The following is a 26744-nucleotide window of genomic DNA, read 5'->3' on the forward strand; positions in this document are numbered from 1 at the left end:
AACTATCAAGAACGGAATTTATTATCATTCGTAAAGGTGTGGTTCTGATGGTACTCATTCATACCTTCATCAAGTGGTTCCTCCTGCTCTGGTTTCGCCTGCGCGTCCAGGGAATGCACAAACTGGACTTTTCCCAGCCTTGCATCATCATTCCCAATCATGTGTCACTCCTGGATGCGGTGCTCTTGTCCTTCTGCCTCCCATCCAACACGACCTTTGTAGCCAACACAGAGATCGCCAAAAAGTTTTCACTTTTCATGCGTTTTCGCAAATTCATCACCGTAGATCCGATGAATCCCTACTCGATTCGCCACATGATCCGCGTCGTCAAAAGCGGCGAGTCTCTCGTAATCTTCCCGGAAGGCCGCATCACGACGACCGGCGGCCTGATGAAAATCTACAGCGGCGTCGGTTATCTGGCGATGCGTACCGGTGCTACCGTGTATCCGATCATCATCCGGGGTTTGGAACGCTCGGTATTCTCTTATCTGAAGGGCAAGGTACGTCTTTCCTGGTTCCCAAAGGTAAACATCTCTGTCGGGACACCGTTTACCATGCACAAACGGGAAGACGTCTCGATGCGCGAGCAGAAAGCAGCGGCAAGCGACCAGATTCTGCGCACCCTGCAGCGTGAATTGTTCCAGGCTCGAATGAAAGAAGACGTCAACCTGTTTAACGAAGCGCTGGAAGCCTCCAAAATGTACGGCAGCAAATCCATCGTCGTCAAAGATATGACGGCCTCGATCAACTATCGTACGCTGCTGATCGGAAGCTATCTGCTGGGAAGCAAGCTGAAAAAGACGCTGCAAAATCAGCAAACCGTAGGTGTTCTGCTGCCAAACTCCGTCGGCCATGTGATTACCCTGCAATCGCTGTTTCGCATCGGCATCACTCCGGCGATCCTGAACTTTTCGCTGGGCGTTCGCTCCCTGCTGGATTGCTGCGAAACAGCCGGCATCCAGACCGTCCTGACCTCCCGCGTCTTTATTGAAAAAGGGAAGCTGGACCACCTGATTTCCGGCTTGAGCGGACATGTACAGTTCATCTATCTGGAAGATGTCAAAGCTTCTGCTTCGACAGGTGACAAACTGTCTGCTCTCTTTTCCTACCTGACGGGAAAACGGTCGACAGCGACGAGAAATGAGCTGATCCTGTTTACTTCCGGCAGCGAGAGCAAGCCAAAAGGCGTAGTGCTGACGCATACCAACCTCTACGCCAACATCCAGCAGGTTCTGAGCGTCATCGATATTACCAGCCAGGATAAAATTTTGAACGCTCTGCCGATGTTCCACAGCTTTGGTCTGACTGCCGGCACACTTTTGCCAATCGTTGCCGGTCTGCCGGTCTATATGTATCCCAGCCCGCTTCATTACAAAGTGATCTCGGAGCTGTGCTACGACCAAAACATCACGATCATGTTCGGCACCTCCACTTTCCTGGCCGGGTACGGCAAATTTGCCCACCCGTACAACTTCTACTCGCTGCGTTACGTTTTTGCCGGTGCTGAAAAGCTGAAGCCGGACGTGAGACAGATGTGGATGGAAAAATTCGGCGTGCGTATCTTTGAAGGCTATGGAGCTACCGAAACCGCTCCGATCCTGTCCCTGAATACGCCGCTTGCAAACAAGCAAGGAACCGTGGGACGTCTGCTGCCCGGCATCGATTTTCAGCTCCAACAGGTGGAAGGCATTGAAAACGGCGGACAGCTTCTCGTCAAAGGCCCCAATGTGATGAAGGGCTATCTGATTCACGGAAAAGGCTTCCTCCCCGCCGAGGAATGGTATCAGACAGGTGATCTGGTCGCGGCAGATGCTGAAGGCTATTTGACCATCCAGTCCCGCCTGAAGCGCTTTGCCAAAATCGGCGGCGAAATGATTTCGCTCAATCTGGTCGAGGAGCTGGCCAGCCAATGCTTCGGACACTCAGAATTTGCCTCTGTCGCGGTCAGCGATGCCCGAAAAGGAGAGCGAATTCTTCTCTACACCACGGACGATACGGCCAAACTGGATCGGCTTCGGGCGTACCTGGCAGAGAAACAGTTCTCGCCGCTGCTGCTCCCGTCCTCCGTCCGTCTGCTCAAAACGCTCCCCTTGCTGGGAAGCGGGAAGACAGACTACGTGACGCTGAAACAATTCGCAGAAAAAGGAGATGGCGCAGCATGAGAACTCGGATGCGGCCACTGCAGGCACTCTACTTTACGCAATTTTTGTCCGCCTTTGCGGACAACATGATTCTCTTCGTGATCGCCAATCTGCTGCAGGACAACGGCTTTTCGCCCGTCATGCTGGCGCTTGTCTCCATGGCCTTCTTTTTACCTTATATCGTTCTGGCCCCGCTCGTGGGCCCTTTCGCCGACAAGCACCCCAAATCATTTGTGCTGGTCATCGGCAACCTGATCAAAGTGTTGGGCGTCCTGCTGCTGCTGGTGATCGATCAGAGCAACATCCTGCTGCTGATGCTCTCCTACTTCACTGTCGGTGTGGGAGCAGTCGTCTACTCGCCGGCCAAATACGGCATCCTGCCGGAGCTGACGAAAAACGAGGATGAGCTGTTTCAAGCCAATGCCCGGATTGAAGCGTATACGATTATCGCCATTTTGACCGGAATCGGAGGCGGCGGTGCGATTGCCGCAGTAACACCGACCGTCACCTCCTCTACCATCTGCTTGTTGATGTACGGGTTATCCGTACTGATGACCTTCGCCATCCCGCGGATCGCAGGCAATGCGTCGATCCGCTACGGAAAGGAAGCCGGCCTCTTCTTCGCTCACTTTCAGAAGCTGATGAAAAAGCCGGAGACGGGATTTGCGATTGTCGGTACCGGTGCCTTCTGGATGAGCTCGGCAGTGCTGCGCGTGGCCGTGATTGCCTGGGTGCCGCTCGCACTCGGCATTGATCCGAAAAGCTTTGCCGTCTCACTCATCCTGGCCACGACATCGATTGGCATTATCGCAGGGGCCTTTCTCGCTCCCAAGCTGATCCCGCTTCAACAGTTTCAACGCTCCATCCTGTACGGATTTCTGATGTTTGTGCTGATCATCCTGTTCCCGTTGTTCCACATCACGGCGGTAGCGATCCTGTTCCTGCTGCTGGTAGGGTTTATGGGCGGAGTCTTTATCGTCCCGATGAATACCGTCCTGCAAGAGGAAGGGAAGGTCATGGTCGGCACGGGAAAAACCATCGCGATTCAGAACTTCTTCGAAAACGTGCTCATGCTGGCCGGCTCGGGAATCTACTACGTGATCGTCTATCTCGGGTCATCCATCTCGGGCGCGATCATTGCGCAAGCGCTGCTGCTCCTGCTCTTCCTTCTCTATCTGGCTGGCCAAACCAAGCGGCTGGTAGGGAGACGGGTATAGATTGTCTTGCAGATTGACTGTCAGATTCTTCGTAAAGTGTAAGCCAAAAAGCCGTGACCTTTTCCGTCACGGCTTTTCTCTTTGCTATATAGCACTCTGTCTGCGTGTGTTCTTTAGGTGCAGCTACGAAAGCTTATGTCCTGTCCAGCTCAGAGAGTGGACGGGTGCCGCTGGTTCTAGCGTGGCGGAGGCCAACCGTGTTGTTGTGAACCGGGTGCTGTTGTTGGTGCAGCAGGTGTTGGCTGTGTTGTTGGGAACCTTATGCTGTTGTTGGTGCAGCAGGCGCTGGCTGTGTTGTTGTTGAAATTATTGCCGGCGTTGTTGCTCTTCCCGCTCACGGCGTTGTTGCGGACGTCGTGGGCGGGTCCGTAGGAGGTGAAGCTGGCTTTTCTCATCGCCGGAGTCTGTATTATGTCTTATCAGCAGGTGTCCCCGCTCCTGGCGTGCTGCCCCCACTGCTATTACCGTTACCGGTATTGCCGTTATTTCCGGTATTGCCGTCTTTTCCGTCTTTTCCATCTTTTCCGTTACTTCCGTTATTTCCATTACTTCCGTTATTACCGTCTTTTCCGCTATCTCCGCTTTGACCGCCATTGCTTCCACTGGCATCTACGCCGTCGGTGCTGGTTCCAGCTCCCCCGCTTTCCGCTTCATCCCCAGGAAGTGGGTGGGTTCCAGGCAAAAACGGGCCATAAATCCGGACAGGTGGTTCCGTGCTGTCACCTGGCTGCTCGGAACCGGGCTCCGAAACGCCTGTTCCCGGGACCGTTGAATCGTTGCCTGGCAGAGGATTTCCGTTTTGGTCCACAGCGGGGTTTGCTTGTTTGGACGCAAAGAGCATGAAGCCGCCGACCGAGCATCCTGCCACGATCAGCACCGTGCTGAGCACCATGATCCCGGTATGCCGGCGAAACAGCCGAACCAGACCGTTAGACGTCTCGTACCGCACCTCATCAAGAATCTTCCGGAACTCCGCGTTTCTCAGTGCGTACCACTGTTTTCGCCACTCTTTTTTGCGCAGTCGGCTGCCGTTGTCCTCCAGAAAATAGCGTTTCAACGCAGAGCGATAGGCCGGAGCCAGGAATTTCCCCTCGAAAAAGCTCCGCTCGGAAAGCGTCCAGCGGATAAACGGAAGGACTGCCTCCTCTCCGCCTCGCTCCCCGACAAAAGCGATCATCTGATCAAACGAGGTCTGCTGGATACCGAGGGATTCCGCCTCATAAAATGCGAGCCATATCTTGGGATAACTCTTTTGGTCCAGCTTTTGACCGAGCAGCTTTCGCAGCAGCCGCTGCAGCTTGTTCCGATCCTGCTGATCAAAGGAACGGAAAAACTCTTCCGGCGAGGACAAGTCGCCAGCCTGCTCGATTGCAGCCAGATTCATGAGCAGGTCATACGTCTCCCTGCTTTCCAGATCAAGTCCGCGGGCAAAGGTTTGCGGCTTATCCTCCAGCAGCAGGACGATTTCCGCGAACTCCTCGCGGGAGAGGGTCTCTAGATTGGCGTATTTCAGCAGACTGCGGTCGAGCTCATCCAGGGTTTCCTCCGCGTAGGCATCGCTCTTGGACCATTGCTCAAAAAAGCGGTGAATCTGCAGGGCTGCATCGATCTTCTGCCCGCTCCCTCTGAACTGGGCGAGCAGCTTTTCCCGCGTCGCCTTCTGGAAAAACGCGTGACGCAGCGCTTCCGGCACATGTTCGGCCCAATAATCGATCTCCTTCAGGACATCCTCGATGCGAAGCGCAAGCTCCAGCCGCTTTTTCAGATATTCCTCAAACAGAGGCGCGGCGAATTGCTCATGCCGCAGCGCTGTGTTCATCACGAGTGAAAAAAGCTTTGGACGGGCCGCCAAATGCTTGTACACCTCGTCCACGTAGCTCTGCTCCTTCAGAATGCGCCCCTTGAGGAGAACGTCCATCAGATACAGCACCAGCTCTGATTGCCGGCCCCGTCCCTCGACGACACCGCCAGATTGGATAATCAGCCGGGCCAGCTCGGTGGTCGGCAGCACTCTGGCTGCGACGGCTTGCTTTTCCTCGCGAAACAGAGCGGCAAGCAGCTCAGACAATCGTTTTTTATTGGTCAATCCGCTGTTTTCCAGATAGTTCAGGAGAACCTGCCAAATCGCCGCCCGGTTCCGTTCATAAACATTCATTCTTCCTTTTTCAATCATATACAGCGAGCACAGCTCATAGTAGGTGGCGAGACGCAAGCCCAGCGCGCCCCCATCCCCCTCCAGCACCTCTTCCGCAAACTGAAAGAACTCCGCCAAAATCCGCGGCTCATGCAGGTACTCCCAGGCGAAATTGAGATATTCATGCTCGCCTTCCTGTAGTTCAGCATTCCAGAAGCGCTGGTTGGGAAAGTCGAACAGAAACTCCTTGTCGATGTGGCTGTTCCCTGGCCGGATGCTGCCCTTTTGCACAAACGTGATATGGATGTGCTTTTTGCTTTGCGGCTCGCTGCTGTGCGTCAAAAAGCCGACGTGCCTGCGCATTTCGTAAGGGAGGCAGCCGTAGAGGATTTCCATCAGTGTTTTGGCTGACGCCGCTGCCTCGCCAATCTCGCCGTTGAGGGTGACAAACACCTTCTTCTTGGCAGAGAGCGACACCATGACTGCATAGAGCAGTTGCTTGAACGTCTGCTCGCTTACTCCCAAGCGGGCCAAAGCCTGTCTTTTGTCCGTGATGCCTTCTCTTTGAAAAGGGATGTCTTCCAGGGCTGGAAGCTCTTTTCCCTGTTCCTCGTGATGAGACTGCGCAAAATCGGCAATCCCGAAAATCTTGCGAGGGTTTTGGCAAAATTCGTCCCGGCGATGGGCAGGGATCACGTAATTATGCGAAAAAAATGTGTTTCGCTGTCCCGTAAAATCCGCACCGGCGTACACGCTTCTGCCGATGACCAGCTCTCCCGTCTCGGCGCGAAAACTGACCAGCGCCTCCGGGTACTCGCTGCGATCTGCTTCCCGCTCCTGAAGCTCGCGGGGTGCGTCGTATACACAAAAGGGATGGAGGCTCTTTTTGATAAACGAGTGATCCAGACCCGGTGATCTGGCGACGGTATCATAGCCTTCGTTGGTGCGAAAAATCCCCTGCCGCCCGCGTGTGTAGTACTGTTGCCCGATCAAATCCCGCGTCACTATCGCTCTCTCCCCTCGATGTAATCCAGTTGATGCAGGAGCCAGATAAACGGCTCATCGACCCGGACAGGCGTGACGACGCCGCTCACCTTTTGATTGACCGGATTGCTGCCCAGTGCCGATACGGCAAAAAAGGCGGTATTGGTAAAATAGACCTCCAGTGCGTCTTTGAACGGACGATCCACTTTTTCGATAAACCGCCGAATCTCTCCGTTGATGTTTTCAAACTCGGACAGATTCAGGTACTCTTCATGGACAAAGTTGCGGAACACATTGCTGTTGGACTTGATGTACTCGCTATCCTCTTCCTTCAGCATGTGCAGCATGTCGCTCTTGGTCAGGACCACAGCCGTCGGGATATGCGTCTTGCTCTCCTGTTCGTACCCGATGAAGTTTTCAAACATAGTGATCACAACCTCACGGGGTTCATCATACTTGGCCGTAAATTCTCCCGGCTCATCCCCGACTTGAAGCTGAATCTTGTCGCGAATCGTCCTGATTTGCAGCGGATCGACCAGGAACAGAATGCCGGAGGAGTTTTTCACGTGAGCCGCATAGATCTCCAGATACTCCCGATCCACCATGCCCTCGCCCGCGACGTCAAAGAAAACGAGAATCAGCGGGGCCCGTTCATTGTCCTTGAAGATGAATTGAAAGATGAACGGCTCCTGCCGCTTCTCTTTCTGCGTGGAATCGAGCAATTGTCCGCGTTCGAACAAGGGAGACTCGTAGTTTTCCCGGAATTTGCGGCTGATTTGAGCGTTGAGCGGCATGCAGGCGGCATTGAAATGGTTCGCCGTGGTATTTTGCAGGGTGTGGATGAGCGAGGTCATATAAACAGACTTGCCCACCTGCGAGGCACCGACGATGGAGATAATATTGCTCGGCGCCTTCCCTGCTGTAATCGGCAGCTCGTTGTGGCATTTGGGGCAGAGCCTGCGTTTGGTGACGACGCCGTATTTGTCCGTGACACCGACCAGCACATTGTCCACCACGATCCGGTTTTCGTAGGGAATCGTCTCCGGGTCGATCACGGCCTCGATTTCCTCGATGTCATCCAGACCGAACTTGTTTCGGTATTGGTTCAAAATGACGTCTTCCTGCAGCGCGTAATCCTCATCCTCTTCGCGATGATGGGCAGCACGGAACACGACTTGCTCCGGCGAATATTTGGCAAAGCAGTACGGACAGACGATATCGTAAAACGGAAGCCTTTCCTTTTGCGGCGGCTTCTTTTCAAACATGTTTTTGAAAAACGTGAGCATCTCCGTTCCCTCCTATTCGGGAATCAGTTCGTAGAGTTCCCCGTATTTTTTTCCATCGGTAAAAAATAGCCGGATAAAGTCGTTTTTTCCGATCTCGATCTCCGGCATCAGATTCGTACCCGGCTCCAGGTCGCGGATGAACGCATACTGGGTGCCGTCCTCTTTGTTTGCGGGATAGGAGCCTTCCTTTTTGACGTAGCAGAGTACGTCTTTGGAGAGCGGCAGCTCTGAAAAGATCCGGATCTGGATCGATTGATACGGGCGAAACCAGCTTTTCTTGCTTTTTACGGAGTAGTAGATTTTCGCTTTTCCTGTGCTGATGTGGCCGATATGCGAATCTCCCTGCGGAAGCAGCATGATAGGCTTGCCGCCGCGCAGCTCGCAGGGAAAGATGCGATAGGTATAACGGCCGATCCCTTCCGCCGGCTCCCGATAGCCCCGGTTAACCTTGTATTCCTCCCGGGTGTACAGCTTTACATCCCGGGGTGTCAGCAGGAGGGGATCGAACGGCGCATCAAACGGCGACTTGTGCACGTAGACGCAGGGGACTGAATCCGGCCAATGCCAGTTGATGACACAATCGCTCCCCTGCAGCTGGCAGGTGACATCCTTGATCAGTCGACGGTCCGTTTCTTCCATTTCGATCATCTGGCATCATGCTCCCACGTAAGACTAATTGAATCTCTTCGAACCGGATGATCCGGCATCCAGACTTTCCGTCGGCGAGTATCTTCGTCTGGAAAAGCTCCCTCTGTCAGACTGGCCGCTCGCCGAAGCCGGGATGGTGACCGCAAACAAGGTCAGAACCGCAGCCAGCACAAGATCGGCCAGCAACCGCAGCAGAACCCCGGGCAGGTCTGTGGAAGCAAATCCGGCTTCCAGCACCAGCCCCGCCAGGATACCGGCGACTGCTCCTCCGATCGAAAAGCTTTTTGCCACATGCTTGTTATCAAAAATAAGTCCGAGCGCAAGTCCCAGCAGCGTTCCGATGACGGTCATCATCAGCACGCGTTCTGCCGCATACAGCAGGCTGTCCCTGTCTGGTCCGACCCGATCACCGAGCAGATTGCGGTCTTGCCGGTTCAAATCGTAAATCTGGCCAAAGGCACTGGAGAGCTGTCCTGCGTTCACCACATCGGTGTAGGTGCCGCGCGTCTCCGCAGCAAGCTGCTTCAACAGATTGGTGCCGTCGGCGCTTACCGTGCTCATCCCTACGGTATGGATCGGTATCTTCATCTGCTGAAACGGGGACAGGGCCTGGTTTGTGTTGACACTGCTATAACCATCCGACATCAGGACAACCGTGCTGTTGCCCGCCTTGGATGCCGGGTCCCGGATCAGATCCAGGGCAGTGGTTAACGCCGCTTCAATATTGGTTCCCCCACTCGGTCCCTCGTGATCCTCCAGCTTTTGCATCACAGCCTGTCTGTCTGCGGGATTGCTGAGCGAGATCATCGGCTGCAATACCGTGGCCTGGTCGTTAAACGTGATCACGGCGACGCGCATATCGTTGTCCATCCGGCCGATCAGATCAGCCGCTGCTTCAAAAAGCTGATTGTCCGGGTCTGTCTGCGTCATGCTCCCCGAGGTATCCAGCAGCATGACGATGCTATCAGAACCGCTCGAGCGCTGCAGATCGGAGCCGTACAACAGTTGAAACAAAAGTCCGGCTGTTCCCAGCATGACAAACGTGGCGGGCACCAGCATTTTCCAGGAAAAACCAACGTAGCGCTGCCGCCAGCCTATGCCGTTGATTCTCGGTGAAATCATTTCTGCAAGCAGGCAAAACAGGCCGACAAAGAAGGCAAACTGCCCGATGTACAAGCCGATCAAGAGCCAATCGGGAAGCTTTCCCGACAGCTCGTGCATCATCCATTCTCCTGCTCCAAATCCGATTAGACCCCCGATCAGGCTAAACAAGACCATTTGCATGCTTATGCGTTTTTGATTCATATCGATACCCCCTCTTCCCGGCGGTGAAAAACAAAGCCGTTTGCCACGTAGGAGTCATAATATTTCTTGTTGTTGCGGTAGTACATCAGATCCTCTTTCGTAAAGCCGCCCATCAGGTTCAGCTTCTCAATCCCGCCTTTTCCCTCTTCGTGCACATAGCCCTGCTTGCAGGTGCGGGCCGTTTGATCCAGTCCGATAACATATTGAATAAATTCGCTGTGATTGTCGGCAAAAAAGTACTTCTCTTCATACCGATGCTTTTGTGTAAAATGAAAGACTTCCATATGCACCGCGGCACGCTCTTCCAGTGCGCGGTAGAGATCCTCGAACAGTTCTTCTTTGGTCAGGACCTCCCTGTTCTCGTACGCGACGGTCACGTTGGCCCTGGCCAGCAGTTCGTCCTCGAACGCCATGGCGAACGGGGGACTGCTCATGACCTCCTGGTGACACAGCCGGGTGAGCCGCTCGATCAGTGCGGCCATCCCGTCCTTCAACAGATTGGATAACTGTCCGAGATGGCGCTCCTCCCAGTAAAAGGAGGGGCCTCGCCGCGCTTCCAGCGATGAAATCACTTCTTTGACGACAGCGCCATAGTATTGATCGATATTTTTTCCCAGGTAATCCGACGCTTCCTGCACTCTTTTTCGGGAGAGTTCCTGCAGTTGCTTTTGCAGACTCTCCAGCCGCTCCCATTCCTCCTGGAGCTGACGATGCATCTCTTCGATTTGCTGTTCATAATCTCGCAGGAGCTGCAGCTCCATCTCCAGGCCCAACAGCTCGTATCGCTTCCCGTACATCAGCGGGAAAAAATGGCGAATGAAGTTTCGCACGCGATCCTTCTCCCGGGTGAAAAAGCCGCCCTTTTTAAAATCCTGCTGTTCGACGCGCTCCCGGTACAGCTCCTCCCACTCTGCTCTCGTCTCCTCCAGCAGTCGCGTGGTTTCCCGGATGCGGGCCAGCAGTTCGGCGCGAATCGAGCAGTCCTTCTCCGCTCCGGACGCCCCGGCAGTAAGCCGGCAAGCCGTATACAAGCCCAATCGCGGGTTTTCGATGATCGCCTCTCTGATAAGCCGCGGAAGCATGCCCTTGCTTTGCAATGCCTCCAGATTTTTGCGTGCCGGCTCGGTGAAATTCTTTTCAAAAAAATGCTGACTGCTCCCTTGAAACAAGACTTGCTCCGCTTCTTTGAGCGACATGTTTTTCAGCTCGGCATAGCTGACTCCCGTCGCCATCAGGCCGGTCATCTCCTCCAGCTTGCCGCCATCCGGCAAAATGGATTGCACCTTTCGATGAATATGCCGGTTGGAAAGCTCCAATGGCTCCAGCAGCTCCGTCAGGTCAGGAAGCTCTGCTCCCTTTAAACGCCTGAGCAAGTCGTCATACACATGGGAGAGCACTGTCAGGGCGATTGCTTCGCGCGGCTGCTTCACCCGGGAGTAGCCCGCCGTGGCAAAGGCTATATGTCCGCTGTCCACCGTGATGCTGCGGATGAACTGATGCTTGTTGTAGCTCTCGTTTCCCTCGCCCAGTTCGGTCTCGGCCGGTTTGTTGTTCAGCAAAACCAGATGGCTGATGAGTTCATAATTGTCCTGCTGACCATTTTCGGCAAACAGGCCGCGTTCATTTTTGTCACTCAGCAGGTAGATCAGCGAAAACAACGGGGAGCCGGTATGCGCCACCTCCAGCGTGACCTGATCCTCAGTCACCTGCAGCGGTTTTCGGAACCGGTAGTCGCTTCGCTGATACACGGTCAGCTCCTCCAGAAAGCTGACGCCCAGCGCAGCAGAAAAGCCAAACTCCTCGCCGCTGCTCTTGTCCTGAATCAAGGTGTACAAGTCCATGGAGACATGCTTGAATACCTCGGAAAGATAGCTTTTCAACAGCAGGGTAAGCTCCGGGACCAAAACATTGGCCGGATCGTCTGCACGGGTCACAACTGCCACATGAACATGCTGGACGGAGGTGCAGTGCCTTCCCGCTTCTGCCATTTGGATGCTTGCCAGCTTCATGACCTTGTTGATTTCGATGCGCAAGGGCTCATCCTCGTAAAACGCATCGTAAAGATCGCTCCGCAAGGTTTTTCGGCTTGCCTGCAGGCTTGGCAACGGGCAGCCGTATACCTGCGGACCCGGCAGCGCATCAGCGGAGCCGGCATGTAGATACAGGACTCCTCCGTGGTTTTGCCACTGCCGTTCATTGCTAGAATAAACAGCCTGGAGTGCTTCCAGGCTGTCGTCCCCGATAAAGAGGAACAGCACGGGATTCTGTATGCTTCGCTGTCCGTTTCCGCTATCCAGTTGTGTGTGCAATCCCGTGGCGTAATTCGTCGCGAGCTGTTCGATCAAATCCCTCATGCTTCCTCCCGCTATCGTCGTGTGGTGATGGCGTCCTCGTCCGCCAGTGTCCTTTCTATTGCAGCGTTTTGCGCATGTCGTTTACTTTTGCCCACACTTTTTTGTAAAACTGATAAAGCTCTTCGCCGTTCACGTAATCGTCGCGGTCATATTCCAGATCGTTTTTCGCTTCCTGGAAGGCGGCGGCGATCTCATCCAGTTTGCCGATCAGCGCTGCTGTATCCTCAGAGAGTGTCATCGCATCGCTTCTTTTGCTCGCCTTCCGCTTGAGGTTGGTCATACGCTTTGGCTCCAGGTTGCGCAGTTGCTCATAGATCGCGTATTCCGCGTGCTTGTTTACCTTCATCAGATTGACGAAAGGCTCCCAGGCCTCTTCCTCTTCATCCTTGTCGTATACGTAGAGGGCGCCCTTTTTGCAGATGGTGCTGGTATACATAGCCTCGATGAACAGGTTGAGCAGCTCTTCCTCTCCCTGCATCGAATTGACGATCGCCTCCAGCTCGCCAATCTTCTCTTCGATGGCTGCGTATTTGCGCACTTCCTCCTGCATCAGACGAATCAGTTCCGGATAACGGATCAGGTTTTCCTTGGCCATCTCTTCGTTGATACTGCCGAAGATGTCGCGGATTGAATCCTTTTCCAGTCCTTCTTTCATGAAGCCTTTCAGCTCAGCGAGACAGCGCTTGATCTCGCCCGGGCTGGCTTTTTGGGCCTCTCCGTCCAGTCCGTATCCGGCGAGGAAGGCTTTCATCTCAAACGGCTTCGTGATGATGCACTCATAGCGGCTGCTGGTCTGGCTGTTCATGCCCTTTTCGCGGATGCAACCGAACCGCTGCGCCTGGTCAAACAACTGTCTGACATGTGCATTGTATTCCTTGACGCGGTTGTTGCTGTACACATCGCCCCAGGATTTTTCCGGAATCGGCGAGGGCAGGTAGGCCCAGTTGTTCTTCTCCGTCTGCACGAGGTGGCGGCCGATCCCTTCTCTTTCCAGAATGGTGCGCTCATAGCTTTCTTCGTACACCTTCAGTGGCGTATAGACAAACAGCGGAATGCCGTTTTTGGTATTGAGCCAGAAAATGCGGTTTTTAACCTCGCTCTCCTTCACAGTGAAGCGTGAGCCGCTGATCGAGGTATTCTGGTAATTCTTGATCCCTTTCAGAATACCGGGGGCTTTTACCGGTACGGATACGAAGCCCCAGGACGGGAAGTGCAGGTTGCCCAGGTTATTGCTCAGGTGGAAGACCGGGATGGCTTCTTCATCCAGCTTGCCGGCAATTTTGCGCTCCACGATCCGGTCCAGCGTCTCCTCCTGCCCGTATTTGATCACCAGGAAATCCTCCATGGATTTGGTGATCAGATCACCGAACTTCTCGGACAGGAACTCGGAAATGGCGCTGACGATATCCAGCTCCTGCTCTTTCACCCACTGGTCGGAGCGCTTCAACAGCTCACTGGTAAAGTCGCGGATCAAATCCTCCGCTTCTTTCTGCTCCATGATGCTGTTGATCACTTTGGCGATATCCGGCACGCCGACGATATTCCAGTAGTAGGTTTTGTTGCCGGTGCGGTCTACTTCCTCACTGCCGTTGATCAGAATGTCGCCGTTTTTCTCGAAAATCTGGTTCAATGTATTCAAAATCTCAGTAAATACGTTATAAATCCGGTTATTCTCGTCGTTCAGCAGACGGTACAGCTCTTCGTAAAACTCGATCATCTGCTCCAGCTTTTCCTGGTCGGCGACAATCTGGTACTCGTTGATCTTCGCCTCGATGTAGGCGTTTTTCTTTTTCTCCTTGGAGATAAACGCGCTGCGGGCATCCCCCAGCTTTTCATTGGCGTTGTCGCGCGCGCCTTCAATCTCGCGGGGATAGCTCTCCAGATTGACTTTCAGCGTCTCAATGTAAGACTGGATCATTTTCAGCAGGCAGTAGCCTTTGTCCGAATGAATCAGGCGGGACGCGTAGAAAGGCCCTTGCTGCGGATGCAGGAAGACGCGTGTAATCATGTCGCCGAACACGACTGTCAGCTCGCCCGGAAGCTGCTTTTTGCACTTGATGTACTCTTCCCGTGCTTTGGCCAGGTAGCCCTGCTCCAGCTCGTGGTCGATACTGACGACCTGCTGGCTGATCACGTTGCTGTAGTTCAGGCGTTCGCTGTTTTCATAGCCCGGCAGCGGCTCAGGCACGCGCTCCTCGAATTTCCGGGAAATGGAGTCGACGTCGATCCCCAGCTTGCGGGCAAACTTCTCGGCATCCTCCTGAGTCGGAGCGACGGCAAACATCTTTTCCATCTTTTTAAACAGGCGATAGGCCAGATAGGTTGTCATCTCTTCAATCGGCAGCACGGCCGATGAGGCGCCGATGACGTTGTACTGATAGTTGGCGGCGTATGCCTTTGGCATCTGGTTGATGTTGGTGCGGATATTGCTGATATAGTCGTGAATCGCAAATTCCTCGCCGGAGCGCTTTTCTTCGCTCGCCATAAAGTTGGTGATGTTCTCCGCTGTGACGTTCATGCAGTAGTCATAGGCGTTTTCCAGCGCCTTGCCCTCCAGATTGGTGGCGGAGATCAGATGGCAGAGGTTGAACGGCGGCATCGGCGACTGCACCGTCAGGACGTTGCCATACTGCTGGCGGAAACGCTCCATGCGCTCGTCGGCATTCATCCAGTAATCCAGCTCTTTCAGTGCGGCGTAGCCGTTTTTCATGATGTAGTCGCGGGTGTGCGAGCTGAGGCTCTTGTTGGACAGATTGACGTCCGGCGTAAACAGATAGCCCAGCGTATTCACCTTGTCGACCCCGCCGCTGCCAAAATCGCGCTCCATGATGCCGCGCACGATGTAAGCGACGTCGAGGAAGCAGCCGCTGCCGGTCCCTCCGGAGATACCCGTCAGGAGAAAGACCATCAGCTTTTTGTTCGTGCCCTCGGAGAGCGTTTTGATTTTTTTCTCAATCGTCTGCACGACTTGGGTAATCTTGGTGAAAAGAAGCAAGCGTCCGGCCTGTCTCACCCCGGATGCACCGCTGATACCATCGGTAATAGTCAGCTCGGGCGAGAGCCAGTCGGTGATGTACGGCTCCAGAATGCTTCTGTTTTGCAGCACGCCGCCGATTTCCGGATTGGACAGCAGCACAAACTCCGTTACGGGATCGAGTCCGATGCCCTTGTATTTTTTGTTGCGGTCATGCTCGTTGGTTTCAAAAGCGAGAAATTCGATATTGTCCGGCTTTTCTTTCCGCTTTTTGGAGAGCGGGTCTACAGGCAGCTTGAAGCGGCGGTTGACCTGATACTTCAGGCGCAGCAGCGCGTCGATCCCGGTACCCCCGAGACCGATCACGAGCATCGGGTTGTCGATGGTATCGACGCGGATTTTGTCGCTGACAATCCCGCCGCCGAGCGATACGTCCAACTGTTGAATATGTTCTCTGACTACTGCTTTCATCATCGATCACTCCTACACGATGTAGTCTACATAGACGGATTTGTTCACGCTTGTCAGGGAAATCTTGATGCGGTCATTCTTCTTCATTTCCCGGCCCTTGCTGGCGTCGAGGACGCGGCCGGCCTTTTCCACGCGGCAGCCTGAGCGGTTTTCGATCAGCAGGGTGTCGTTTTTTCCCGGGAAGAAGAGGACTTTGTCCGTCTCCTGGAATTCGGGTGCCAGCTGCAGCAGCTGATGCAGCTTCACTTTTCCTTTAAATGCGTTCAGCTTTTTGTACTGCGGGTTTGACTTCTCTCCTGTGTCCTCATCGACGATCTCAATCGCGATTTGGCCAGTAAAGCCCTTGTTGGCCTTTTTCCATGCGGCAAACAGGTAGATCGCTCCTGCGGAAACCAGAAGCACGCCAATTGCTCCCACAATCACCGCCGTCCAGGGAAATGAGCCAGGCTCCTCTGTTATAGGAGACGTAATCGGAGGCGGATTCGTTCCGCTCCCGGTCCCGGCGCCTTTGGAGGCATCTACCGTGACGGGCTTTGTCTCACGGTAAAAGCTGGCGTCCTCTGCCTTTACCTTCAGCTCGTACTGCTTTGCCTCCGGTATGGTAAAGCTGCCTTCAAAGCCGCTGCCCGTATTGGTCAGATCGATCTCGCTCGGCTGCTGGCTGCCAGACTCCTGGACGATCAGCTTGGCCTTCATCTTTTTATACAGATCAGGGCTGACGGACTGCTGGCCGTTGGTGACCAGGGCTGCTTTGATTGAAATGACATCGCCTTTTTTGAAGGCCTTGGCGGCAAGCGGTTCAAGCATAAGCTGCACATCGTAGTTGAAAATCAGGTTGACCGCAATTTTGTCCCGCTCCGCTCCTTTTACCTGCAGTTTCCAGTCGCCCTGTGACGGCTGGATCAGCTTGAGCATGGTGTATGTCCGGGAGCGGGAGAGCAGAATGTCCTGTGACGGGATGGCAACGTCTTTTCCTGATGGATCTGTCAGCTTCAGCTCGACTGCTTTGCCCGAAGTGATGGAGATATTCGCCTCCAGCACGCTTCCGTTCGGAATGGTGATGGGGACCTCCTGGAACTGTCCGTTGGAAGTAAAGTTTTGCAGTGGCACGACCTTTACCTTAGAATGGTTGGCAAAGATTTCACTCAAAATCTGCGGCAAATTGTCCGCTGTGCTGGTTTCAAAAAACCTGCCGCCCGTCTGCGCCGCAATCTGCTGCAAAGGGTTTCGGTTGAGCTTTCCGTCCGCGTTCAGCCCGATCGTGTAGATCGGATATCCTTTGTCTTTGGCTGTTTGTATCGCTTCATTCAGCTCTTCATCGGACTTCTCCTGCGTGCGCTTGGACGCTTTGTTCAGATCATTGTTGCCGTCGGCCAACAGCACGATGATGGGGGCGTGAGCCGGGTCTTGTCCGTTTTCCAATATTTTCACAGCTTCGCCCACGCCGACGGCAATGTCGGTGTACGGTCCCTTTTGCAAGCTGTCGATGAACGCTTTGATGTCTTTCTTGTCCTGCTCGGAATTCACATTGATCAGTGCTTTTTCCCGTTCGATTTTGTCCGTATAAGCGACGACTCCGATTTTGTTGCCCTGTGCCGAAGTCATGTCCACAAACATTTTCATCGCTTCCAGGCTGACGCCGTTTTTGTCGCTTTGTGACATCGAATGGCTGACGTCCACGACCAAAACGGCATCCATTTTGTCTCCGCCGCTTTGGGCAAAACCCGTGCTTCCTCCCGTGGTTACGAGGGCGAGCAGAAGCCACAGACTCAGAATGTATCGAAAGAGTGCCGGTAAACGTATCATCTGTATGAACCTCCGCTTATGTAGATTTTTGTCGAAAATAATAGGTCGATGTTTTCGGAAGTGTTGCAAAACAAGTAAGATTATGACAAGATTACCACTATATTCTACACTAACTTTGTTGAAAAAGAATCCTCCGACCTATATAACGTAATACGGGCTACTTCATTTTTTGTTACATAATCCGACAAACCAAATGGGGGGAATGATCGATGCTTACCTACTATATCCTCGCCGTTGTCCTGCTCGTATTGGTATTTCGGTATATCGTGCTGATCAAACACAAGCGAAAAAACTTGTCGGAAGCAGAGATTGACCAGCATCTTCACACTTTGTTAAATAACGAGAGGGATTCCAATGAGAAAAAAGCTGGGGGTCCAGTTCAGGAAAAGTCCGAAAACCGCACACGCCTTTGAACGCTTGAGATATTGCAAGCATTGCGAATCCTACACGGCCCTTTGGCACGAGGAATGTGATGTCTGCGGCAGGGAAAACAGCTTTCTCACGCTGCGCCAGCTCGCGCATATCCTGACCCGCCGCCATTTGCAGAAACAGCTTTTGATCGTGGGGCTGTTGATCTGTTTGGCCATCCTCAGTGCCGATACGATCTGGCAGCTTGTGGCCGCTGTTGGCGGGGGTATCGTTTCTATGGTGCTGTATTTTCTGATGCAAAGAAAATTTGTCTCCTATGAACGAAATCATTATTTCATGCACCTGGTCAGCAAAGAACAAAGCAAGATCAAAAACGGTCTGAGCCGCAATCTGACAGAAGTGAATGAAGATATTGAAGCCGAACGCTTCAAGGATGCTTATGAGAAAATCAGGGAGGTCGGCTACCTGCTCTATGCCGATGCCGTCAAGATATGCAAAATCATGCTCCTCAATCACTTCGTCCTGCGCAAGGACATGGAGCTGGAGCTGGAGAGCCTGATTCCCTCTTTTTATGACAAGAACTTCGTCGAATATCTCGGCGAAGTGCTGAAAGTAAAACCGTGGCTGCTAAAAAAGGCAGTGATCGAGTACGTCATCCGCTTTCGTGGGCATATCATTTTAGAAGAAAACGGTCCGCGCGTCATCGGGCTTACGGCCGGTGCTGCATTGCGCATGAAATCGTATGTGGTTCGGTACCAGGAATTCATTCGAGAGTCTCTGGAATACATGCCGCGAGAGCGTCTGCTTCGTCTCGTCAGACTGCTGCAGGCCCATCCTGACGAAAACTGGCCGGAACTGCGGGAAGCGGCTTCCCGCCTCATTGAGACACGCTATTCCTTTGATCCTGACTTCAAGGGTATCTTGTAAAGGCTTTTTTGTGAAGGAGTATGGTGACATGCTTGTCTCTTCCTATCGAAAATCGCTTTGGATCCGCAATATCCTCCTGGTTTTTTTCGTGATCGGCTTGCTCGCATCCTTCTGGAAAATCGGTTGGAGTGTCTACAAAATGAGCTTATACGAAAAAGCCAGAAAATACTATGAGGCAAGCAATTTGCTGCTCGCGGAAGAGACCTATGCCCGGGCCCATGAAATCAGTTCGATCCGCTACGGAGACGAGGTATGGAGTCAGTCTCTGTCCGCCCTCACCACGATCCGTCTGGAGCTGGAGGCCCTGTCACGCAAGGCCGCTGCCGCAAGTCAGACTGGCGATGATGCCGGCATGCTGTCGGTCTACGAGAGCTATCACGCTTTGGTCAAAAAGGTTGAACAGCAGCAAGTCGCTGAATCCTCTTCGTTTTTTCAAAAAATCTCCAGCCGCCTTGCCCTGGAGAAACAGGTGGATGACTACTTTTTGCAGGTAAAGGAGCAGGCGAAGAGCGGCCTGGAGCAAAACCTGGCGAAAAAGCGCTACCAGGATGAACACTTTTTTGCCACACTGCTGGCGATCCCGGATGAATTCTACGGGGACGCAGAAAAGAAAAACAGGGAATTGACCCGGCTGTTCCGTTCGTACGATCAGGCGAAATTCAAGGATTGGACGGATTCCGCCGATTTTTCTGAAGTCGTGGCAAGCACGGCTGACAGCCTCCGTACCTATAAGCGGTTGAACCTGCAAGCGGATTGGCTGGTCTCGCTCCTGGAGGGATACGCGGCCAAAGAGCTGCGCTCCGTCATCAGGCAGGATGATGTGGAAGCTTTTGTTTCGCTGGCAAAATCGTACCGGCAGATTCAAGATGTGCTGCCCCGGAATTCAGGCACGCTGGATGATATCGACAGGCACCTGCGCACGCGTATGCGCCAGGCCGAGCAATATGCGGCCAAACAAGACTATGACAAAGCCATCGAGCTGTACCGGCAGTTGAGTCCGCTGCAGGATACGACCACCTATATCGCCGCCGTGGAGAGCAACTGGGCTGACCAGGAGCCAACGCGTCTGCTCAGAGAAAAATATCCGGAAAAATCATTCCGGTTCGTCCGCTCAGGAGAGGAGCTCTGGCGGACAGAGGTTTACGCCATCGGACTGTCCGACGAAGACAATCCCATTCTCTATCTGGCTGCGAAAATGCCAGATGGCGAGGTCCGCTATTTGGAGCATCCCATCCGGACAGCCGGCAAGCCGGTCCGCCTTAGCCTCTCCGAGGAGCTTGGTCAGAAGGAAGCTCCGCTGATTCTGCTAGAAGCAAAGGGGCGGGAGCGTGCCTATCAGTACGTCGGCTATCGTGTCGACATGCTCCGGTCCGCGCTGGTCAAAAGGTTTGAGATTGAGGGAGACCGCTTTTCCGCAGAGAGCCCTGAGGAGATCATCATCGGGAATCCCGCTGGTGAAGAGGAAAAGACGATCGCTTCTTACAGACTGGAAGAGGAGGGGCTGGTGTACGCAGGGAAACTGGATGAGGGCATACCGGACTGGAATAACGCCGAACAAGACCCACCATCCGAAGCGGGGAACGACGAGAGGCCGCGCGATGCTCAGCAGAACAGCCCCAGCGATCAGAACTCAGACCATGCCCAGGCGGAAGGAGGCACGGACAAGACTGGCTCTTCTACCCCTTATGTCCCCGCCGAAGGGCCGCCGCCTGATATCGTGAACCAGACAGAGCCAAACACGATTACCATGTATGCCGGGCCCGGACAGCAGTACGGCGAGGTTGGACAGATCCCCTGGCCTGCGAAGGGGTCCGTCAAGGTTGTTGCCGAGGCAGATGGCTGGTTTCAGGTTCAATACGAAGGGAAAAAGGGCTGGATCAATCGCGTTCCGTAGGATAAAGGGGCGGTGATATCTATTGAAGAAGATTTGGGTTTTCCTAGCAGTTATCGCTGTGCTATCAATCGGAAGTCTCTCTTATTCACTCGCAAACGATAAATTGAGTGACTTTGCTAAGGGAACTGAGTTCGCCAAGCTTTATCAAAAAACGTTAGACCAATTCAAGAAAAGAAAAACTACCCTGGATCATGTACCTGATCAAATCAGCGAAGACGAGCTTGCAGAAAAAATTGCCATGTATAAAGCGTATTCTAAAATATTTGGGATCGAATTAACAGAAAGCCAAGCAATAGAAAAGTTAAAAGAAAGAAAATTGGTAGCCAAATATGCCAAGGAGCGGAATATTTACCCGTCTGAAGAGGAGATCCAGGCGTATATTAAAGATATTGCCGATAGTTTTAAAGACGTTACATACGACATATTAGACGGGATGATCGCAGAACTTGGTATCACAGAAGAAGAATTTTTTTACGAATTTTCTAGAGCCGGTTATGAAGAAGCATTAGTTAGATTGAACATCGTTCAAGAGCTTAAAAATAAGAATGAAAAACGTGAAGATGAAACTGAAACAGAGTATCACAACAGGATGTTAGATGAACTTGAAAAGGTAATTATCGAGTTAAAGCAAGTGATGTAGCGCGCCTTCACAGAAGGGAAAAAAGGAACGCAACAAAGAGCCGGGGACACCCCGGCCTTATACAATAGCAACTATGTTGGATTCCGACATCCTGAAATGTTAAGAATGGCCTTTGCTCTCCGCATACTCCTGCAAACACGTCAAAAAGATGTGCCCATACTTCTCGAATTTGGCTGCTCCAATCCCTTTTACCGTCAACATGGCCTCTTTTTCTGTGGGACAAAGCTGGCTCAATTCCTTCAGCGTGCTGTCGTGGAAGATTACATACGGCGGCACGCCTTCTTTTTGGGAAAGCTCCTTCCGCAGCTGTCTCAGCCGCTCAAACAGCTCGTCATCTTCTTCCCGCTTGGTTGGGCGGATGAATACTTTTTGCCAAACCTGTTCCTCTCCCTTTAGCACTGGAAGCGCTCTTTCCCCTAAAGCCAGGGTCGGATATTGGTTTTCCGTCACACGCAGATATCCTTCGGCGATAAACAGCTCGATCAGATCGACAATCTGCTTTTCGGTATAATCGCTCATCAAGCCGTAGGTGGGCAGTTTTTCAAAGCCGAATTGCAGCACCTTTTTATTGCGGGACCCCTTCAATACCTGGGCCACCAGGGAGGCTCCGTAGCGCTCCCGCATCCTTTTGACGCAGGAAAAGACCTTTTGCGCTTCCAGGGTGATATCGGTCAGTTCGGCGTCATTGGTGCAGTTTCCGCACTGTCCACACTCCGCCGCCCCGTGATCCCCGAAATACTGGACGATATATTGCTGCAGGCAGCGAGGCGTCCGGCAATAATCGATCATGGCATACAGCTTTTTGTACTCATGCTCTTTTCGCTCCGCGCCAAGCGGATTCTGCTCGATGAAGAACATCTGGGTCTGGATATCCTGCGAGTGAAACAGCAGGATGCACTCACTCGGCTCCCCGTCCCGCCCGGCGCGCCCCGCCTCCTGGTAGTAAGCCTCCAGATTTTTCGGGATGCTGTAGTGAATCACATAGCGGACGTTGGACTTGTCGATGCCCATCCCAAAGGCATTGGTCGCGAACATGATCTTGGCATCATCGTAGAGAAACGCCTCCTGGTTGCGCGCCCGCTCCGCCTCTGAGAGGCCGGCATGATAGCGGGTTACCGAAAAGCCTCGCCCTTCAAAGTATTCATACAGGGCATCGACATCCTTTCGGGTGGAAGCGTAGACAATCCCTGACTGCTGCCGATGTGATTCCAGATAATCCTGAATAAACCGGCGTCTATCCTCCCCTTTGCGTACGGACAAATGCAGGTTATCCCGGCCGAAACCGCTGATATAGACACGCTCATCCTCCAGCGTGAGCAGTCTTCGGATATCCTCCGTCACCTCGGGCGTCGCAGTTGCGGTCAGTGCAGCCACGACAGGCCTCTTCGGCAGGGCGTCTATAAACCGCGCGATTGCCAGATAGCTGGGACGGAAATCATGCCCCCATTGCGAGACGCAATGGGCCTCATCTACGGCCACCAGATCGATGGGCAGCTCGCTGGCCAGGGACAAAAAGCTTTCGGTTTCCAACCGCTCTGGGGCGACATACAGAAGCTTGTAGCCGCCTTGCCGCGCTTTTTTCATCCGCTCCCGCACCTCGGAGGAGTCCAGCGTGCTGTTGATCTCTGCTGCCGGAATCCCTGCGCTCACCAGTGCATCCACCTGATCCTTCATGAGGGAAATCAAGGGAGAGATCACGATCGTCACCCCGCTGAACAACAGGGCCGGAATCTGGTAGCAAATCGACTTCCCGCCCCCTGTCGGCATGATCCCGACCGTATCACTGCCTGATAAAAGACTTTCTACAATCGTCTTCTGCCCTTCCCGAAAGGAGGCGTAGCCAAAGTAGGTTTGCAATTTCTCCTCTGCCTGCTGCAACAACCCGATCACCCTTTCCGCAAATACTGATCCATTCGTAAAAGCTGCAAATATGATGGGCTCTCTTTTGTCCAACCGTAAAAAAGGATTCGAGGGCATACCCGCAAAGGCAGCTCTCGAATCACTTATGCCCGATCACAATGGGACAAATCCAGTTCTGTTATTGGACCCTTAACTGGCGGTCTCTGCGATTTTCCGGCGCTGCAATATGAGCAGACGGCCGAACAGGAACACAGCCCCTGCGGCCAAACCGGCAATCAGGCCAACCCAGTAGCCAAATGCGGCCATCGTCGTGAAATTGGCCAATGCATATCCCAGCGGAAGACCGATCACCCAGTAGGAAACCAGCGCCACGATAAACGTCACGGTCACATCCTTATACCCGCGAAGCACCCCCTGGATCGGGGCAGCGACGGCATCAGACAGCATGAACAGGATGGAGTACATCAGAAAATGCTGGGCCAAGTCCAAAACAGCCGGATCGTTGGTGTAGAAGCCGGCCACCTGCCGGGTAAAGACAAACAGCCCGACAGCACAGAGCGTTGCCAGCATCAGCGCTGTCCCGATCCCCATGTAGCTGTACTGCCGCGCATCGCGGTAACGCAGCGCCCCCACCTCAAAGCCGACCACAATCGTCAGAGCCATGGAGATGCTCATCGGCACCATATAGAGAAACGACGCGAAGTTGAGCGCAGCTTGGTGGGCCGCAATCGTAATCGTATTGAACTGACTCATCAATAGGGTAACCGCAGCAAAGATGCTCACCTCAAAAAAGATGGCAAAGCCGATGGGCAGCCCGAGCTTCAAAATCTCTTTCCAGGATGCCATAGATACCCGAAAAAACCTGGTAAAGATGCCGTACTCCGCAAAAGGCTCGACGCGGTGCACTACGTACAGACTGATCAGCAGGATAAGCCAGTAGGTGATGGCCGAAGCCAGTCCAGCCCCTACACCTCCGAGGCGCGGAAAGCCGAAGTAGCCAAAGATCAGGACGTAGTTCAGGATGACGTTGATCGGCAAAGAAGCCAAGGTGATCAGCATCGTGACCCGGGTCATCCCGAGTGCGTCAATATAGCAGCGCAAAACGGTGTAGAGAAACAGCGGAATGATCCCCAGTGCGATGGCGGCCAGATAATAGTAGGCGATCTCCCGCACTTCCGTTTCCAGACTCATGCCGTTCAGCACGGGGCCAAGCAGAGCAGCACCCAGGAACACGACAGCGATCGCGATGACGACGGAGAGGTACAGCGCCTGCATGACCGTAAACGGCACCTGATCCTTTCGCATGGCACCGACCATCTGGGCTACCATCGGAGTCACGGCCAGCAAGATTCCTGTCAGTCCGGCCTGAACCGGCGTCCACAGGCTGGAGCCGATGGCGACTCCCGCCAGGTCAATATGACTTGCATGTCCAGACATGACGGTATCAAAGAACGTCATGCCAAACAGGGCCAACTGTGTAACGAGAATCGGAAGCAATACCGTAAGAAACTGACGGAATTTTTCCTTTCGAGTATGGGTCTGATACATTTTTTTAACATCCTTGTTATTGCAGATTTTACAAACATACTGAATGTTATTATAGAGAAACCGGGGCGGAATAGCAAAGAGATCAAGTGCATCGTCAAAACTTTCCGGCCCTGCCTGAAACCGGCTCACTCATTTTCCGGGCATACAAGAAAAAGGCGCACTTCAAAAGTACACCTTTTCCCACCACTTCGCACTTGTTCTTAAATGGTAAAACGCTTCATGGTATGTTTCAGTTCATCCGCAAACTGGTGCAGAGATTCAATGGCGGCGCTGATCTCTTCATTGGTAGCCAACTGTTCCTGGGAAGAGCTGGCTACGTTCTGCGCATGGCTGGCTGCATTCAGGGCAAGCTGCATCACTTCTTTTACCAGCTCATCTACATAGTCGGAGCCTGCTGACAGTTGTCCCACCGAACTGGATACATCCTGGATTTCTGCGGATACCTTTTGGATCGCTTGATGGATGTGCTCGAAGGATTCTCCTGCTTCCCTGGCCACATGGGACCCATTTTCGACCACCTGAGAAACTTCCTCCATCTGCTTCACGGCCATTTGGGTGCTTTCCTGGATATTGCCGATCAACAAAGCGATTTGCTCAGCCGACTGCTTGGAGTCCTCCGCCAATTTGCGGACTTCGTCAGCTACCACTGCAAAACCCTTTCCATGCTCGCCAGCACGGGCTGCCTCGATCGCGGCATTCAGCGCCAACAGGTTGGTTTGTGTGGAGATCGCGGTGATGACTTCTACAATATTTCCTACCTCTTCAGATTGTTCTCCCAACTGCTTTACGATATTGGCTGTCTGTGTCACGCTGGCATCAATCAATTTCATCTGGTCTACGACTTTGGCGACGGAGGTGCCTCCCTCTGTGGCCTGCTGGGACGCTTCCTGCGACGAGGCCGATACAATATGAGCCGATCCCGCAATGTTTTTGATGCCAAAGGCCATTTCAGAAATAGATTGACTGCTCTGCTCCGCTCCCGCCGCTTGCCGTTCCGCCCCGCTCGCCATCTCTTGCATGGCACTGGCTACCTGATTTGCCACCTGAGCAGTCTGCTCAGCACTCAGCAGCAAATCACTGGAGGAGGAAGCAATTTTTTCACTGGAATCATTGACGACGGTGATAATCTCGCGCAGGTTGCTGGCCATCTGACCTACCGATTGAGCCAATTGAGCTACCTCGTCTTTACCCTTTACGCTCAAATCAGGGACCCGCAGATCACCGCTGGCAATCATTTCAGCGGTTTTTGTCAAAATCGGCAGCGGCTTCAATCGACGATACAAATAGAGGATGATCCAGATCGAGCTGATGGCCATAAGCAGGACAAGGCCAATGGTAATCCAGGTACACAGATGCAAGATTTGGGTCATTTTGTGTGCTCTCTCTGTCGCCCATTCATCCAAAGAAGCCTGAAAATCTTCTATTTTATCGACCACCATCTGCTGTTTTTGTTTAAAGTCATCGCCAAATGACAGGCGCAGAGCCAGGTCATGCTCTTGTGCATCTGCCAGCGTGAATACCTGCTTCTCCAACCCCAACAGCACATCCGAGCTTTGTTTGGCTTGCTCCGCCAGATCAAAAATAGAAGACGGTACTTGCAGCTCGGCAAGTCGGTCGAGCACTTTATCGCGTGTCTTCGTCTCTTCTACCTCTTTCCAGTAATTGTCGCGGTGCTCTTTGTCCTGTGACTGCACGTAATTCCTGGCTTCATTTGTCAGATACAGGCTGATCTGCAAAAGATCATTTGCCAGTTGTCTGCCTTCCATCTGCACATCGACCGCGTCATCCTGTTCTTTAATGGATACAGTAAGGAAATATAAACTGACGAACGTCAGGCATGAGAACAAGAGAAAAAACACAATTCCCATTTTCAACACTTTGGCAATTCTCACGTTGGTTCCACTCTCTCTTTCGGATTTCTGATAAACATCGAGGCACTCCTATCTGTCTTTTCATACACCCTTTCTTCTTTTTACATTCACGTGACTATGTCCCTATTGAAAAAATTTCCATGTAAGTAAAACGGCACACTCACCAATATATACCATAGTCCGCATTCCTGTATAATATTTTTTCTGTGAACTTGATAGCTATTTTGATAGATACCCTCTCCTTAACCCTTCGGTTTGCATGATTCGGAAATTTATCTTCATAGCCTAAAAAAACGGCCCTGCCTGAGCGCAGCG

At 53.0% G+C, this 26744-nt stretch carries 16 protein-coding genes; 6 read left to right on the forward strand and 10 right to left on the reverse strand.

What is annotated here, in order from left to right; genetic code table 11:
- Positions 1 to 47: 47 nt before the first annotated feature.
- Positions 48 to 2162: an AMP-binding protein gene (locus NDK47_RS26275; RefSeq protein ID WP_251872647.1), complete on the forward strand. Its 2115-nt coding sequence runs from the start codon at positions 48 to 50 to the stop codon at positions 2160 to 2162.
- Positions 2159 to 3358 (forward strand): lysophospholipid transporter LplT, encoded by a 1200-nt coding sequence (gene lplT / locus NDK47_RS26280; RefSeq protein WP_251872648.1) that lies wholly within the window; start codon positions 2159 to 2161, stop codon positions 3356 to 3358. Before NDK47_RS26275 ends, lplT begins: the two co-directional genes overlap by 4 nt.
- A gap of 409 nt (positions 3359 to 3767) precedes the next feature.
- Here lplT and NDK47_RS26285 read toward each other — a convergent pair whose 3' ends face one another.
- Genes NDK47_RS26285 through NDK47_RS26315 form a run of 7 tightly spaced genes read right to left on the reverse strand, consistent with a single transcriptional unit; the run spans position 3768 to position 17320 of the window.
- Positions 3768 to 6497, reverse strand: coding sequence for a GAP1-N2 domain-containing protein (locus NDK47_RS26285; protein ID WP_251872649.1), 2730 nt, complete (start codon positions 6495 to 6497; stop codon positions 3768 to 3770).
- The gene (locus NDK47_RS26290; protein WP_251872650.1) at positions 6497 to 7762 is read right to left on the reverse strand and encodes a TRAFAC clade GTPase domain-containing protein; all 1266 of its coding nucleotides are present in this window, start codon (positions 7760 to 7762) and stop codon (positions 6497 to 6499) included. Before NDK47_RS26290 ends, NDK47_RS26285 begins: the two co-directional genes overlap by 1 nt.
- A gap of 12 nt (positions 7763 to 7774) precedes the next feature.
- Positions 7775 to 8410 carry a beta-mannanase gene (locus tag NDK47_RS26295; protein ID WP_251872651.1) on the reverse strand — a complete coding sequence of 212 codons (636 nt, stop codon included), beginning with the start codon at positions 8408 to 8410 and terminating at the stop codon, positions 7775 to 7777.
- A gap of 24 nt (positions 8411 to 8434) precedes the next feature.
- A complete protein-coding gene (locus NDK47_RS26300; RefSeq protein WP_251872652.1) occupies positions 8435 to 9715 on the reverse strand; it encodes a vWA domain-containing protein in 1281 nt (426 codons plus the stop codon).
- Entirely contained in the window at positions 9712 to 12069 is a 2358-nt protein-coding gene (locus tag NDK47_RS26305; protein WP_251872653.1) for a hypothetical protein, read from the reverse strand. The genes NDK47_RS26300 and NDK47_RS26305 overlap by 4 nt, the downstream gene beginning before the upstream one ends.
- Before the next feature lie 55 nt (positions 12070 to 12124).
- A complete protein-coding gene (locus NDK47_RS26310; RefSeq protein ID WP_251876401.1) occupies positions 12125 to 15514 on the reverse strand; it encodes a tubulin-like doman-containing protein in 3390 nt (1129 codons plus the stop codon).
- Between the two features lie 12 nt (positions 15515 to 15526).
- A complete protein-coding gene (locus NDK47_RS26315; RefSeq protein ID WP_251872654.1) occupies positions 15527 to 17320 on the reverse strand; it encodes a vWA domain-containing protein in 1794 nt (597 codons plus the stop codon).
- Positions 17321 to 17529: 209 nt separating this feature from the next.
- Here NDK47_RS26315 and NDK47_RS26320 point away from each other — a divergent pair, with 209 nt between their 5' ends.
- The 4 genes from NDK47_RS26320 to NDK47_RS26335 are packed head-to-tail and all read left to right on the forward strand — an operon-like array spanning position 17530 to position 21150.
- A complete protein-coding gene (locus NDK47_RS26320) occupies positions 17530 to 17733 on the forward strand; it encodes a hypothetical protein (protein WP_251872655.1) in 204 nt (67 codons plus the stop codon).
- Positions 17675 to 18616, forward strand: a complete 942-nt coding sequence (locus tag NDK47_RS26325) for a C1 domain-containing protein (RefSeq protein ID WP_251872656.1) — start codon at positions 17675 to 17677, stop codon at positions 18614 to 18616. Before NDK47_RS26320 ends, NDK47_RS26325 begins: the two co-directional genes overlap by 59 nt.
- 28 nt (positions 18617 to 18644) lie before the next feature.
- Positions 18645 to 20510, forward strand: coding sequence for an SH3 domain-containing protein (locus NDK47_RS26330; RefSeq protein WP_251872657.1), 1866 nt, complete (start codon positions 18645 to 18647; stop codon positions 20508 to 20510).
- A 22-nt stretch (positions 20511 to 20532) separates the two neighbouring features.
- A complete protein-coding gene (locus NDK47_RS26335) occupies positions 20533 to 21150 on the forward strand; it encodes a SurA N-terminal domain-containing protein (protein ID WP_251872658.1) in 618 nt (205 codons plus the stop codon).
- A 99-nt stretch (positions 21151 to 21249) separates the two neighbouring features.
- Here NDK47_RS26335 and recQ read toward each other — a convergent pair whose 3' ends face one another.
- The 3 genes from recQ to NDK47_RS26350 all read right to left on the reverse strand — a co-directional run bounded on the left by recQ (position 21250) and on the right by NDK47_RS26350 (position 26450).
- Complete coding sequence (gene recQ, locus NDK47_RS26340) at positions 21250 to 23031, reverse strand: DNA helicase RecQ (RefSeq protein WP_251872660.1); 1782 nt, start codon at positions 23029 to 23031, stop codon at positions 21250 to 21252.
- 168 nt (positions 23032 to 23199) lie between these two features.
- Positions 23200 to 24558 carry an MATE family efflux transporter gene (locus tag NDK47_RS26345; RefSeq protein WP_251872661.1) on the reverse strand — a complete coding sequence of 453 codons (1359 nt, stop codon included), beginning with the start codon at positions 24556 to 24558 and terminating at the stop codon, positions 23200 to 23202.
- A 200-nt stretch (positions 24559 to 24758) separates the two neighbouring features.
- Positions 24759 to 26450 (reverse strand): methyl-accepting chemotaxis protein, encoded by a 1692-nt coding sequence (locus tag NDK47_RS26350; RefSeq protein WP_251872662.1) that lies wholly within the window; start codon positions 26448 to 26450, stop codon positions 24759 to 24761.
- Positions 26451 to 26744: the final 294 nt, after the last annotated feature.

Origin of the sequence: Brevibacillus ruminantium (assembly GCF_023746555.1) — a bacterium.
In the GTDB taxonomy this organism is placed as follows: domain Bacteria; phylum Bacillota; class Bacilli; order Brevibacillales; family Brevibacillaceae; genus Brevibacillus; species Brevibacillus ruminantium.

Excerpts from the sequence above, each read along its gene's own strand:
- NDK47_RS26275 (WP_251872647.1), top strand. The coding sequence starts at position 48 with ATGGTACTCATTCATACCTTCATCAAGTGGTTCCTCCTGCTCTGGTTT.
- lplT (WP_251872648.1), top strand. The coding sequence starts at position 2,159 with ATGAGAACTCGGATGCGGCCACTGCAGGCACTCTACTTTACGCAATTT.
- NDK47_RS26290 (WP_251872650.1), bottom strand. The coding sequence starts at position 7,762 with ATGCTCACGTTTTTCAAAAACATGTTTGAAAAGAAGCCGCCGCAAAAG.
- NDK47_RS26295 (WP_251872651.1), bottom strand. The coding sequence starts at position 8,410 with ATGATCGAAATGGAAGAAACGGACCGTCGACTGATCAAGGATGTCACC.
- NDK47_RS26300 (WP_251872652.1), bottom strand. The coding sequence starts at position 9,715 with ATGAATCAAAAACGCATAAGCATGCAAATGGTCTTGTTTAGCCTGATC.
- NDK47_RS26305 (WP_251872653.1), bottom strand. The coding sequence starts at position 12,069 with ATGAGGGATTTGATCGAACAGCTCGCGACGAATTACGCCACGGGATTG.
- NDK47_RS26310 (WP_251876401.1), bottom strand. The coding sequence starts at position 15,514 with ATGAAAGCAGTAGTCAGAGAACATATTCAACAGTTGGACGTATCGCTC.
- NDK47_RS26315 (WP_251872654.1), bottom strand. The coding sequence starts at position 17,320 with ATGATACGTTTACCGGCACTCTTTCGATACATTCTGAGTCTGTGGCTT.
- NDK47_RS26320 (WP_251872655.1), top strand. The coding sequence starts at position 17,530 with ATGCTTACCTACTATATCCTCGCCGTTGTCCTGCTCGTATTGGTATTT.
- NDK47_RS26325 (WP_251872656.1), top strand. The coding sequence starts at position 17,675 with ATGAGAAAAAAGCTGGGGGTCCAGTTCAGGAAAAGTCCGAAAACCGCA.
- NDK47_RS26330 (WP_251872657.1), top strand. The coding sequence starts at position 18,645 with ATGCTTGTCTCTTCCTATCGAAAATCGCTTTGGATCCGCAATATCCTC.
- NDK47_RS26345 (WP_251872661.1), bottom strand. The coding sequence starts at position 24,558 with ATGTATCAGACCCATACTCGAAAGGAAAAATTCCGTCAGTTTCTTACG.